The sequence below is a fragment of the Micromonospora parva genome (assembly GCF_040649675.1).
Lineage (GTDB): Bacteria > Actinomycetota > Actinomycetes > Mycobacteriales > Micromonosporaceae > Micromonospora > Micromonospora parva.
Genome location: NZ_JBEZFX010000001.1, coordinates 250559 through 263921 on the forward strand (window position 1 = coordinate 250559; position 13363 = coordinate 263921).

Consider the following 13363-nt stretch of genomic DNA (forward strand, 5'->3'; position numbering starts at 1 on the left):
GGTTGGCTAACGTGCGGACGTCGACGCCCACTCTGTGCCATCGGCTGATCGTGTTTGGGTCAACCTGTCCGGCGAGCAGAGCGGCATCGGACCCGTCAACGATGATCATGTCGTTGGCCGTCAGGTTGAGTAGCTCTGCGGCAGCTGATCCGATGTACGAGATTGCGGCCCGCTTGCAGACGTCCGCATGTAGATAGTCCTCGAGTCCGTGCCAGGTTCCGTCTGCTACCAGCTGGATCATGATGCGTAACCGCCTTCCTTGGCTGCCGCATCAGGGCCTGCGGTGTGTGCTGAGACGCCGCTTGCGACCTCGACGCTCGCGATCACATTGGCTATTTGGTTGATCTGCTCGTTCAGTTCGGTGAAAGGGGTCGACAGGTCGAGACGATGCACGACGATGTGCACCCCGCTGCCTTTGAGCCGGTAGCTAACTGGTTCTGCTCCTGCCGACGCATAGATGAGGTGACCACGGGTCAGCTTGAGGGTGGTGCAGTAGGCAAGCATTTGGTAGATGTCATCGCGGGGTGGGGTGCTGCCGGGTGTCTTGTATTTGGCATCGACGACGGCCAGGCACCGTTGCCCGTTCCACCAGGTGATGTCTGGCCGTACCAGGGGTAGCAGGCGGTCGTGGTCGAGGCGCATCTGGTGCTGACCGGTGATGGTTTCGCCGTAGCGTGTCTCGATCGCCTGTCGTAGGGCTGTGGTCAACCAGTCTTCGAAGACGGTGTTGAGGTCGAACACGAAGCCGGCCGCGAGGGTTGAGCCGTGGACGTGTTCGATGCTCTGGCCGGCCAGGATCAGCCGGGCGAGCCGCAGTGCCGGTTGATAACGGTTGTTGAACCGGTTGGGCGCAGTCTTGGGTATGGGGGCGCCTGCCGTGAGGGGTGTGACGTCGGCGAGTGCGGCCGCGATGCGGTGCAGGGAGTTGCGGGTGGCCGGTGGAACGCCGGGTAGCCGGCGTAGGCGGCGTACGGCCGACATGAGGATCTGATTTTCTGGTACGTCCGGGTTGTAGTCGTCGTAGCGCACTTCCACCGGTAGAGCCAGTCCCGGCCGCGCCCGCAGCTGGTCTGCCTCCCTGAGCCGGCCACGCACCAGCGGCAACGCTTCCTCGACAGTTCGGTATCCCTGCAACACCCCTGGTGCGAGAGCCTGGGACGTAGCAGTGGCGAAGGCGACTGCCATCGCGGGCACGAGGTCCTGGTCGGGGGTCAGGCCGACGGGCTCGGTACGCCAGCCGCGGGGGTCGCGGGCGTAGCCGAGCAGCCAGAGCAGCCGCGCGATTCCGATCTTCGGCCGTACGTGCAGTTCGACGTGTTCATCGCCGGCGACGATGCGGGCCGCGCCGACCATGGAGCCGGATCGCAGCAGGAGCCGCCCGTCGAGGGTGAGTGAGGTGTCGACGAGCTTGGTGGCTTTCATCGCCCGGGCGACGGCCGCTGTCGGCGTCTCGCACTCGTACGTCTGGTGCTCGCGTAGGCTGATCAGCCTCACTGTGCCGTGTCTCCGGCATGTTCGCGGGGCGCCGGAACCGCGGTGGCGACCGTTTGCTTCAGGCGTTTGCGGAGTGCGTCGAGGCCGTAGCGAAGGTTGATGTCAATTCCGTCGCCGAGATGGCGTTCCTCGAGCAGGGGCATGACGGCGTTCTTCCAGATCCTCACCAGCCCCTTCTCGGTAGCGGCCTGGGTTGTCATCAGGTAGGACGGGCCGACGGCGGCGTCGCGGTCTCCGATGACGCGGTTGAGTTCGTCGAGTAGGTCCGCGCGGTCAGCGGGGAGGTTGTGCTTCTTCAGCCACTCGCGCAGCAATCCGTCAAGGGGCGCCTCGCCGGGGAACAGCGACTGGAAGTAGAACCGTCGGCGCATGGCGGCGTCCACGAGTGCGATGGATCGGTCGGCGGTGTTCATGGTGCCGATCAGATAGACGTTTGGTGGGAGTTCGAAGTCCTCGGTGGGCGAGTACTGCAGTTGGATGCTGCGGTTGCGATACTCGAGCAGGAAGTACAGCTCCCCGAAGACTTTGGCGAGGTTGGCTCGGTTGATCTCGTCGATGATCAGGATGTGGGCCTGGGACGGGTCGTCCTTCGCGTCGGACACCAGTTGTTTGAAGGGCCCGGGCTCGAGTGCGAAGCCAACCCCGCCGTCGGCGGTGGCCCGAGGGCGGAAGCCTTCGAAGAAGTCCTCGTACGAGTACGACGGGTGGAACTGGACGAGCCGGTAGGCGTTGTCGGCCTGCCCGGTGAGGAAATGGGCCAGCGCCTGTGCGAGGTAGGTCTTGCCGGTGCCAGGCGGGCCGTACAGCACGATCTGCTTCTTTTCCCGCAGCAGGTCGACCGTCTCGCTGAGCCACTCCCGATCAATCAGTAGCTCTTCGGCAAGGTCGGCGGTGGGCTCGGGCAGCTCTACCTCGGCCACCTCGAGCTGGTCTTCGGCGTCCTCCACTCCGGGCTGGTCGTCTAGTTCGGCGAGGGCTGCGAACTCGGCGACGTAGGTTCCGAGGTCCGTTACGGTCAGCTGACCGGCCAGCTTGTTCCGTGCCTCGGCGGACAGCTCGTTTCGGGTAAATGGCGCATCGGGATTTGCCCAGGCAACCTTCCGCCGACGGTTCGACAGGTCGTCAGGCGTGTCCATCCACGTGACGGGTCCAGCGATGGTGCCAACATAAACCTTCGACCCATCGACGGTGACGACAATGTCACCCTCGCTGATTCGATTGAAAAACCGGTCGAGCACCCCCACGTGGAGACCGCGCTGGGACGGCGAGAAATCCGGCAGCGAATCCCGTAGCTGCTGGTCCAGCTCCGCCTTCGACAGGCCGGGCTTCAGTTCGGGCAGCCCGGGGTAGGCGATGGAGCAAAATCCTTCGGTGAGCCATTGGCCGATCAGGTTGTGTCCGTGGACCTTCGCGCCTCGCACCAGCCAGCCGCGCGGTCCCTTGCCGTCGCCGGCCGGCCCGGTCTGCTGCCGCCACCGGTCAACCCACGGCGGTTGATAGAAATGAACCGGCGTGCCGGCCTTGGCTGAAAGCACTGTCCGCAGCTCGGCCAGGTTCCGATCGACGTCGCCGCTTTGATGGGGCAGTTCGCCAGCGAACGCGTCCACGATCAGCCTCTTGTGTCGCCGGGAGGCGATCGGCGGGAAGGTATCGGGAAAGGCGAGGTTCAGCAGGATGTTACGTTGGCTGTAGGCGCTGTTGATCGGGATGCTGTCCAGAACGTCCTTAAAAATCCAGGGGTCGTGCAGGGCCGCCTGCTGGCGGTCGGCTGGCATGGGCTTCCACGCTTGCACGAGCCGCACGAGCCACGCGATCTGCCGATCCCGCTGCGTCATGTAGGCGGTGCCGGCGCGAACTACGCCGGCGTCGAGAACCCCGTTGAGGTCGGCGGGGATATCGAGCGGCTCGGGCAGCAAGGACAGCGCCCCGTTGATCACGGCGCGTTTCGCGGCGCCGCCGATGTCGCGTGGCAACAGGAAGTGCAGGTAGATCAGCTCGCCCATGAGCTGCACCGCCGTGGGCGGCGCTTCGATGAGCTGCGCCTGTAGCTTCTTGACGAAGCTGCCCCTTCCCGCGTCCGGTTGCCGGACAAACCTGGCATAAAGCTGGTCTGCAGCCTCCGTTGTCCAGACAGCGCGGCCAGGGGTGAAAACCGAGCCGTTGCCGGTCAGGCCGGCGTCAATCACCCTGCGGGCAGCGGCGTAAACAGCATCCTCGTTCACGGCACTCCTTCTCGCCTCGAGACAGCCGGCGGATATCTGGCTAGCAACACACCCTAGGTACTCGGCGTGACAAATTACGTTTACCGACCCGAATGGGCTTGATGAGTGCCTCCACTTGGGCGACTCGGAGCATCCGCAGCAATCATGTGATCTCGGTGGTGCTCAGCCGTGGCGAGTCGGTGCCGGCCAGGACGGCGGCGATTGATTCGATCACGTCCGGCGCCACGGCGTGTCGCCGCACCAAGTTGCCCGGGCACGGCCAGGGGTAGATGGCGGCTCCCGCCATCGCGGCCTCAAACGACCGTAAGCCCGCCATCCTCGTACGCGCTGCGCGCGGGAGGCGGAGCCTCCAACAGCTCAACCCAAGACTGCTCACCCAACCCGATCTCGATCCGGAGCCGGATGGGGGCGTCGTGGTAGTCCTTCCGCCACGCGGCCTCGCCACCCGAATACCAGCTCGGTGCTGTCGACCGCTCGAGGGTGAACAGCCACAAGTCCGTCACCGCCCGGCCTTCCTGCGTGGCGGTCCGCCCTCCCCGGTCCGCACCGTCGGTTCCGGGACGCAGCCGGAACGGTCCCCACACCTGCCGCTGCCATTCCTCCTCTGAGTAGCCGCGGTGGGTGCCGGGAAAGACGCGGTCTTTATCGTTGCGGACCTCAACGCGAATCCACTCGTACCGCTCCACCTCGCGCGGCCCGAGCAGCTTCACGCTCAACAGTCCCGTGTCGGGGCTGAACCGCAGATCGGAGGTCACGTCCAAGACGGGCCGCATCTCCCGGTGCCGACGCCGTGCCTCAGCGTCGGCTTGGTCCCTTCGAGTGCCGGCGGAGGTGCGCCACGCCAACGTGGCGACCGCCGCCCCCACTGCAGCGAACGGCACCCCCACCAGGGCGGCAACGTCTGCGGCGTTCACTTTTCGCCCGTCCACTGCTTGGCGGACGGCCGAGACAGAGCCACACCAATCCCAACAGCCAGCGGTATCACCAGCAGTGCCACACGCGGGTTAGACAGCGACACCAAGCCCAGCAGAATCGCTAGCAGATACCCGAGCAGCACGGCCGGACCCCAACGGCGTTGCAGACCGAGGGCGGCCACCAGACATGCGGCACCGACCGTTCCGAGAAACACAACCGCAGCCAACCGGTCCGAGCCGGCGGCGGCGTTGAGGGCTGCTCCCACCACCATCGTCGCGCCGATGATCCAGTACAGGCCGACGGGGATGAGGACGCTGTTGGGCATCGGCCCGCGGTATCGAGCACTATTCACGGGCGCATGGTCGCCGACGACGCCGCCACGAACACGGGTCGTGTCAGGTAGGCGACAACACTTCGTGATCGTTCTCCCGCGTCAAGGCCGCTTGACCTGCTTAAACGGTGACGGTGGCTGATCAGCGCCGGCAGATCGGCCTCGCCGACCACCAGGAGCAACTCAATCAGCAACTCCAGAGCTCCCTGACCGATGGCGAGCAGAGCGCGGAGGGGCTTCTTCGGGGCCCCGAGAACTCATCGCGCCGGAGGTACAGGTCAGGGGCACAGGCCCAGCGGGCTGCCGGCTGGAGAGTGCCCGCTACACCAGGTCGCGAGCGACCTGCGCGCCGAGCCACAGCGCCGCGGCGGCATGAGGAACGGTGTTGAGCGGAGTGAGCCGCTGCCTGCCGGTGAGCGCGAACTGATCGTCGAGTTCAACGCGGATCGAGTTCAGCCTCTTGCCGTGGATATCGCCGCGGGCGTCCTCAAACTCCCAGTTCAGGTTGAATCCGTGCCGGCGGCACTTGCGCTCCGCTCCGCTCACCAGCTCATCGAACCAGCCGGGCTGACGCACCAGCACGAGCACGTACACCTCGGGGCGGAGGGTCAGCAGCGGCACCGAGATGCCGGTATATCTGATCTCGACCGCCGGTCGTTCCCCGAAGGGCCCGGGCTGAGTCGCGTTGAGCAGGTGCTGGATCGGCCAGATGCCGCCGAGTGCATCGCGAAGGTCCCGGCTGTCGAAGGCCAAGTCGTCGTACCCGAACAGCTCCTCGGCGAACTCGCGAAGGAAAGCTCGTTTAACCGAGTACTCCGAGCGCTCACTGCCGTACCGGGAGCTGGTCGGCGCAAGGATTCCGGAGGGAAAGACATGCTGGAAGCCCGGATGCGTCTTGACATCGCCGGACCTTCGGCTCAACAGCGCGCTGTACCCGTGCTGTTCTTTCACGATCACTACTGCCGCCACCGACAAAGCGGCCGCTCGGTGGGCACCGTTGAAAAGCTCGTTTCCGCCAGCCTGTTCTCGCAGCCAGGCACGTCGCGGGAAGTCTCTCAACGACCACACGGCATCCGGTCGGTGACTTACGACGTTGATGAACTCGCGTTCGAGCATTTCCGAGGTGGCCACCGATTGGAAGTAGGTGCCGTAGCGAGCATGAATACGGACTCTGCCGGGCCCGTGGCGCTCGATCGTGTCGAGCGCGAACGTCTCCGCGTTGAACCGCCGAACTTCGTCGCGCCGCCAGTAGGTGCGGCGGAACTCCGCCCTGCCGCGGTGGTCGAAACCACGACCTTCCGCGTCATACCGACGCCTGTCAGGCCGGGAGTTATCGGTGATGTCGCCAATCGCCGAGTCGAGGTCGCCTCTGAGCTCGGGTGCCGCGATCTCGGCAAAGATCGGGAAGGTGACGCCGCCCAGCGACACCAACGGGGTTTCGGGGTACAGCCTCCGCAGTGTTCCCTCCCAACCGGCTGCGTGGAAGACCTTCCTCACGCGGCTGTCTGATATCGAGTGCCGCCTGCTTTCCAACTCGGCCAGCGTCCGCAGCGGCCAGGGGCCGGGCTGGTGAGGCGCTGTACGCACATGGAGCTCATGATGTGGCATCTCACAAGTACAACCATCGGACCGGCGCCCTGCGAAGTCTTCAGCGATCGTCATTGGAACTGGGGCCGACCCGTCGCGGCGAGAACGCGCCTCCACCGTCGCCACCACCACAAGCAGTATCAGGAAGGCGCCCAGTACCAGGAGCAGCCATCGCTCACCGGGCACGTCGACGCGGTTGGTGACCAGGTTGCCGGCCAGCCCGAGCATCGCGGTCGCAACGGCGGCAACCACTGCCTGAGCCGCTCCGCGCGTGCGTCTGTCTCGCCGATCCAACCCAGCCCCTGCAATCGCAGCCCCAGTGATGGCAAGTGTCAGGGCCATCAAAGCACCGGCTAGCCATCTGCCGCAGCGCCTGCCAGAGACTCTAGGGATTCGAGGTCCAACTAACCTCCACCGGCCGGACAGCGTCGCGTCGGCCGGAGAACCCGGTTACCTGATCCTTCGGGCTCGCCGAAGATGTCACCACACAGGATGCGCTGGCCACCGCGTCGCGGGTGGGATCGGTGTCTCAGCTGACGGGACCAACTTCTAGTCCGGCACGGCAGAATTGCACGACCACCATCGATGTAGGGCAGACCTGGCCCCGTAGTGACCGACGACCCGTGACCCCAGGGACAGAAGCCAAGCTGGAAAGCAGCGAGCCCCGACCACTTCGGTATCCACTGGGAGGTCACACCGCACCGCTTCAGCGCATTACCGCAGGTCAAAGCGCTCGTCTATGCCCGGCGTCGGTGAGCACTTCGGAAGCGCTGACCACTTCGCAAACCTGCACCCAATCTGCTCCCATTTGCAAGGCCAGGCCAACCAACGACTCCTTACCTCCTTGACCTCCACACACTCCCCTACCAGGTCACATAGAATCTTGCCGATAGCAGTCCAAAACCGCAGAGCACTCCGCGGGAAACAGGACGCCGCACTGACTCTGACCTGCGGGAACATAGAGCCGCAGGCAGGGGTGGGTGCAGTTGAGCGCCGTTCGATGCCGTGGGACGCAGTTCAAGGCCGTCCAGGGCACCCTGCTGCTCCCAACCTGCTCCCCCTCCTTGGCTTCAGAACCGAGCCGCTCGGCCGCCGCCCGACAGTCCACAGCGCGAGGCCACGCCGCGCATCGCTACAACTCGGAATCCCTTGCGCGAACATGATCACCGGTCCGAACAAACTCCTGGACCACCTGACAGGCGCGATCGAAATCAAGCACGAAGTCGACGCTGAATTCAACCAGGTCGTCCATCACCAGCACTTCCGCGCTCGCGTCCCGGGGCCCATCCGCGACCAGCAGCGACATGGCACCCCCACCCGACATGAGATGGACGACCGCCGGAGACCCCTTGAACCCCATGGCGCACAGGGGGAACTCGGCATCGCCCCGGACTTCGAGGTAACCCTGCCCCTGGGCACGCAACTGACCGAGCCGCTCCACAAGGTCAGTGACACCCGACCGCTCAGTCGAATCGAACGTCCCCGACGTCGGGGACGAGGCGCTCCACGAGATGTCCACTTTGCCTCCTCGTCCTCAACAGCCCTGCGGCTGCGGCTGCGGCTGCGGCTGCGGCTGCGGCTGCGGCTGCGGCTGCGGCTGCGGAGAACCCGTATTCCTGGGTGTAAACCCTTGCCGTCGTACGCCCACTGGCCCCAGGACGCCCACTGGCGCGGGACGCCGTAACGATCTTGATCAGCGTGGCGAGCCTCGGGTCCGGTCGGGTGTTGACAGCTCGCCGAGCGCGTTACGTCTCCCTCTGCCGATTGTCAGGTTCTTTGATCTTGGGGTTACTCGGCCGCCCCCGCGTTGATCGGTCGGCAAGGTCCGATGAACACCGTTGAGTCTTCTGCTGAACTGCATGACCATCGGCATGTGACAGACGAGTTTGCGATCTACGAGCAGATGCTGCCGATGGGATGGTTCGGCGACCGCCCGGACGATCATCGCCTCGCCAGGCAAATCGGGGCGACCATGCCGGACTCGTGGCAGCACATCGTCGTTGATCGGCAGCTGGGCTGTGGCGTCACGGTGACGATGGAGCGACGCGGGTTCACCGTATACAACGTGCGCGGCTGGCCAGCCGGCATGCCGAGCTACGCCCCTGGCTGGTATCGCACCGCCGGGCGGGCCGCGGAGGCTGAGCTGCCGGCGCTGGTGCAGCGTCTGCGACTGGTCAACACCCACATGTCGTTGCTGCATTGCGCGGCCATGTTTCATGACAACGAGTCGCCCTCGGTCCTCCGCGTCCGGGCCAGCGACCTGTATCGGTACGAGCGCAGCGACGACGGTGTGGGTGGGATGTGGTTTGGGCGGGGCCAGGCGCAGAGGCCTGTCATCGGGCCAGCGGAGGCCATTCGCGACAACTCGCCGCTAGGACTAGCGGCCGTAGAGACTTCGCTCGACTGGCTTGACGCGGTCGTGGCAAACGACGCTCTTGTGGACTTCGACCGCCTGAACCAGGGGCAGGACGCGCTCGGAACGCATGACTTCAGTACAGCCCTCGGTGTGTTGTGGCAGATCTGTGAATCTCGACTCCACAAGCTGGCGGTCCAGGGCCAGCTCAAGGTGGACCCCCGAATCAAGGTCAGTGACCTTTGCAAGCTGCTGGAGCGGCACCAGCTCCTTGCGACTGACCTGAAAAGAAGGCTGGATGTCGTAAGAGAGGAACGAAACGGGCTTATTCACCGTGGCGTCGAGCCGAGTGCGCAGACGGCGGAAGAATGCCTTGATCTTGCGACCAAGTTACTCAAGTCCGTCGTTCCCAACCTGGCCACGAGAGCCCCGCACCACTTGTTCCTCCTGTAGCTCGCACCGCCCGCGCTGCTGCAGGGGCGGTCCCCTACCGCTCCACGGCCGTCAGCTCGTCAACGCCGAGGAAGTACCCCACGATCCGCCGGACCGGTCCGTGGTGCCGCCGGGCGTGCACGTAGACGTTCATCGTGGTGGTCACGCTCGCGTGCCCGGCCATCGTCCGCAGCGCCGCCAGGTCGACGCCCTCGGCGGCCAGGAGCGTCAGCAGCGATTGCCGCAGCCCGTGCATCGTCATCCGGCGCAGCAGGCCCTTCTCCCGAGCCAGGTCGCAGATCTTCACTCACCGTCCCTCGTAGAAGTCCTCGTACCGCCAGTGGTTGCCCCGCGGTGCCACGAACACGAACTGCCGGCCCGGCTCGCGTGTGGCGGCCGCCAACCTCTCGGCGACCATCCGCGCTCGGTAGTTCTCTGACACGTCACCGGCGCTGTCCTGCGCCTGCTCGGCGTGCCCGATCAGCAAGTCGACCAGGTCCCGCAGCCCGGCGACCGACCCGTAGCCGCCCAGCTCCGCCGGGTGAGGGCCTCCCGCGCGTTTGGGTGCCTCCCAGATCCGGTCGATGTGGTCGTACACCATCCGCAGCGCCCGGAGGTGCCCGGCGCGGCCCTCCGGCGTCATTAACGCCAGGAACCTGGTGTCGTGGTCCTCGAACCGCTCGCGGATGTGCCGGGCCGCGTCTTGCAGCACGTCCGGGGGACGCCCGGCCAGCCGGCGACGGGCGACAATTCGCTGATGTCGAAATCTCGCGCCGACTCAGCTCACTGGGCGATCGCCGGGGCCGGTGGTCGTCACCGCCGGAGTGTTCGTGAGCTGCTGGTGGTGGCTTCGCGGGTACCCGGTGGTCCGCGATCCGGCCTGCGGCTGGCGGCGGTGGGCAGGGGCCCCCGTCCAGCTGGCGGTGCTGGCCGCGGCGTCCTGGGTGCTCTCTCAACCGGGAACAGTGCGCTGGTGGGGCCTCCGTGCGATCGTGTTCTGCGAAGGGGCTGGTGGCGTACCTGCGTCTCCTCGCCGGAGCGCGGCAGGAAACTCGTGGGCCAAGCCCCTGGTGCGGGGCCGCCACCGGCCGCCTCCGCGCCAGCCTCCGATGCGCCGCTCGAGCTGGCGGAGCAGATGCGCCGCCTCGTCCTACAACGCCGCCTGCATATCGCCTCGCAGCGCGGGACCAAGCCGTAGCGGACGGTCATCCGCTTCCCCGTCCGGTCGTGCTGCTCGGAGCAGGACGCTAGAGCGAGCGACCCGCTACGTTCGCCGTCATGGATGTTGCAGGCATCATCACGATCGTCATCGCTGCTCTTGCTCTGCTCGTCTCTGGCTGGAGCGTGAGGTACGCCCGAACATCCGCCCACTCCGCCGACAAGTCGGCGGTTGCCGCGGAGCGGTCTGCGGATGCCGCAGAGCGTCAGGCCTCGGCCGCCGAGGCAGCACTGCCACCGCCACCGCCGGACGTCGCCTGGGTTACCCAACGGGCGGGCAAGAGCCGCTGTCTGCTGAGGAACATCGGCACCAAGTCGGCAACCGGAGTTCGCTGGGTCAAGACTGGCGGACCCGGCGAAGGGTTCATTCACTTCCCGGAGGAGGTTCCCCGGGTCCTGTCGGGAGGTGAGGTCGAGTTCGCCGTCATTCGCGCGTACGGCGAAGCTGTGCCGGCCGAGATGCTGCTCGACTGGGACGGGCAGGATGAACCTGTCGCTGTGCCCATCCCGTCATAGCCTCCGGGGGCGTGGTCAAGCTGCTGGCTCCGACACTGTCTGGCCCTGCCCGACCCAGTCGAGGTCCGCCTGGACGCCCTGGTTTCGGAACGGATGTCCGCCGCCCCGCCAGCCACCCGGGTCGGCGACCGCCTTGCGGCCGGCGGAGGGCACGTTCCGCCCATCGCCGGCCGCGCGCTGCCGGGCTGTGTGGGCGGCGAGAGCTCGCGCACGCACTGATTGCCGCCGACTGGCACCGGATCCGGCTCACTCCCGTGGGGATGGTACGACCACAGGTAGGTGCCCGAGGGCGTGGTCGCGGCAAGCGCAGATTTCTCGGGCACCCAGGCGCACCCGGTCACCCGTTCCTTAACTATGACACCGGCTAGGCGGCGGACTTCCAACGTCGGGTGGCCGCCGACCGGCTCGGCGCTGCCCGGACGAGATGGACGGCGGCCACCCGGTGGCGCTCAGCCATCCGAAGCAACTCGCCGACCACCTAACCGCGTACCCGCTGCCCTGAAGGCGCGACCACGGCTGTCACGGCCCGGACCTCCGGGCGCCTTAGGGGGCCACTAGAAGTCTGCCGAGCGCGGCGGCACACCGGGGCAGCGGCACTCCTCACGCTGCCATACCCTAACCCTGTCGCAGGTCCGAATCCTGCCAAGGCCAGAGTCGGGCGTACGCCGAAGAGCTGCTGAGGGAATTCCCTCCTCGCTTTCCGTTGGGGGAGAACAGACTGTGGATGCCAATGTGCCCCAAGGGCTATTCGACGGTTTTGAGGGGTATCGGACACCCTCGGATGAGGATTACAACCACGCACTTAGGAACGGCCTTGTGGTGCCTGACACCAACGTCCTACTGAACGTATATCGCTATAATGCCGAGGCTCAAAATGATCTGTTTGCGATCTTCGACAATGTCGGTGATCGACTATGGGTTCCGCATCAAGTGCTTGCGGAATTCTGGCGGAATCGCGAGGCCGCAATCAGGGACCCGCAAATCAAGGCCGAGCAGACGTCCGTAGATCTACAAGATCAATGCGAACGCGCGCTTCAGCTAGTGAGAGCGTGGGCCAACCGTATTGCATTGCCGGATGACCGACTGACGGCAATGCAGGATAGTATCGCCCAAGCATTCAATGAACTCGTAGGATCTATTAGAAACTTCGAGGATGTTGATGCTATTGAGATGGCGCGGAATACGAACAGCGATCCGGTGCTGCGTCGCCTTGAGCCCCTTCTTCGCGGCCGAGTGGGCATGCAACCCAACGTGGAGGATCTCGCACAGATGGTCAAGGAAGGGCTGCGTCGGGTAGAGATGGGGGCGCCGCCGGGCTACAGGGACAAGGCTAAAGAAGGTGATGCGGCGGCAGGTGACTTTCTGGTCTGGGGGCAGGTTCTCAGAGAAGCAAAGAAGCGCGGCAAGCCAGTCCTCTTTGTCACAGGCGATGTTAAGGAGGATTGGTGGCGACGGGTGGGGGGAGAAATCCGTGGCCCTCGACCTGAGCTTGTTTCTGAAATGTGGCGTACCGCCGGCGTCCCCTTGTTCATGATGCAACCTAAGCGCCTAATGCGGCTTGCCGTGCAAGCATTGCACGTGCAGGTTCAAGCGGGCTCCCTTGAGGACGTCGCTCGCGTCGACAGCATGCGGGTGAACCCCGAGCCGTCGGAGCTAATTCCGAGCAGCATCTGGGAGCAGGTTCTATCTGAGCTCTTCCGCGAAGCCGACGAGATCAACTGGGAAAGCTTGACCAGCCGCGGGAAATCCGATCAGTATGACAGATGGGTTGAATCTCCTCTGATTGGAGGAGCGCTCAGTCGCTATCTTCCATCAGGCCAGATACGGCCTTGGCTCAAAGATGGGCCGATGAAAGAATATTTGCGTGCTCGCGAGGGTCTTGGAAATTTTGCGGCATATATGCCGAAGCAGCATATGCAGGCTGATGATCTAGTGCGGCAGGCCATGGGACCGGGGTGGCGAATTATCGAGAATTCATTAGGCGACAAGCCAGGACATTGCCATGTCACTGACGGCTCCATTCAGAGGTACGTCTGCTGGGGATGGCCGGCGAACTTTCGTCAGTTAATCTGGTCTGCTGTTGAGGATCATTCGAATGACACTGGAAGCCCTGTCGTTATTGTGACGTTGCGTGAAGGGGAACCCATTTCACCGGAAGAACAGCAGAGTCATCTTAAAATCGGCGATCGGTTCGGATTCCAGGTCATTCACTTGATCCGACCGCTACTGCCTGCACCATGACCGTGACTCTCGATGCCCTGCCCTCAGCGCCGCCCGGCTCCTGCTAAGGGGTCA

General features: G+C 65.0%; 11 protein-coding genes. 3 read left to right on the forward strand and 8 right to left on the reverse strand.

What is annotated here, in order from left to right; translation table 11 throughout:
• Positions 1-237: 237 nt before the first annotated feature.
• From AB0C03_RS01150 to AB0C03_RS01175, 6 genes are all read right to left on the reverse strand, one after another.
• Positions 238-1494, reverse strand: a complete 1257-nt coding sequence (locus tag AB0C03_RS01150; RefSeq protein WP_357633246.1) for an McrC family protein — start codon at positions 1492-1494, stop codon at positions 238-240.
• Complete coding sequence (locus AB0C03_RS01155) at positions 1491-3716, reverse strand: McrB family protein (RefSeq protein ID WP_357633249.1); 2226 nt, start codon at positions 3714-3716, stop codon at positions 1491-1493. Before AB0C03_RS01155 ends, AB0C03_RS01150 begins: the two co-directional genes overlap by 4 nt.
• A gap of 293 nt (positions 3717-4009) precedes the next feature.
• Positions 4010-4471: a hypothetical protein gene (locus AB0C03_RS01160; RefSeq protein WP_357633252.1), complete on the reverse strand. Its 462-nt coding sequence runs from the start codon at positions 4469-4471 to the stop codon at positions 4010-4012.
• A gap of 155 nt (positions 4472-4626) precedes the next feature.
• Entirely contained in the window at positions 4627-4956 is a 330-nt protein-coding gene (locus AB0C03_RS01165; RefSeq protein ID WP_357633255.1) for a hypothetical protein, read from the reverse strand.
• A 327-nt stretch (positions 4957-5283) separates the two neighbouring features.
• Positions 5284-6801, reverse strand: coding sequence for a hypothetical protein (locus tag AB0C03_RS01170; RefSeq protein ID WP_357633258.1), 1518 nt, complete (start codon positions 6799-6801; stop codon positions 5284-5286).
• Positions 6802-7681: 880 nt separating this feature from the next.
• Positions 7682-8068, reverse strand: a complete 387-nt coding sequence (locus tag AB0C03_RS01175; RefSeq protein WP_357633261.1) for a hypothetical protein — start codon at positions 8066-8068, stop codon at positions 7682-7684.
• 309 nt (positions 8069-8377) lie between these two features.
• On the opposite strand from AB0C03_RS01175, the gene AB0C03_RS01180 reads away from it, so the two are divergent.
• Positions 8378-9355 (forward strand): hypothetical protein, encoded by a 978-nt coding sequence (locus tag AB0C03_RS01180; protein ID WP_357633264.1) that lies wholly within the window; start codon positions 8378-8380, stop codon positions 9353-9355.
• A gap of 34 nt (positions 9356-9389) precedes the next feature.
• On the opposite strand, the gene AB0C03_RS01185 is transcribed toward AB0C03_RS01180, so the two are convergent.
• Together AB0C03_RS01185 and AB0C03_RS01190 are read right to left on the reverse strand one after the other, a co-directional pair.
• Complete coding sequence (locus tag AB0C03_RS01185; RefSeq protein WP_357633267.1) at positions 9390-9641, reverse strand: tyrosine-type recombinase/integrase; 252 nt, start codon at positions 9639-9641, stop codon at positions 9390-9392.
• A complete protein-coding gene (locus AB0C03_RS01190; protein WP_357633270.1) occupies positions 9642-10046 on the reverse strand; it encodes a hypothetical protein in 405 nt (134 codons plus the stop codon).
• Positions 10047-10612: 566 nt separating this feature from the next.
• On the opposite strand from AB0C03_RS01190, the gene AB0C03_RS01195 reads away from it, so the two are divergent.
• Together AB0C03_RS01195 and AB0C03_RS01200 are read left to right on the forward strand one after the other, a co-directional pair.
• Entirely contained in the window at positions 10613-11068 is a 456-nt protein-coding gene (locus AB0C03_RS01195) for a hypothetical protein (RefSeq protein WP_357633273.1), read from the forward strand.
• Between the two features lie 720 nt (positions 11069-11788).
• A complete protein-coding gene (locus AB0C03_RS01200; RefSeq protein WP_357633276.1) occupies positions 11789-13309 on the forward strand; it encodes a PIN-like domain-containing protein in 1521 nt (506 codons plus the stop codon).
• Positions 13310-13363 lie beyond the last annotated feature (54 nt).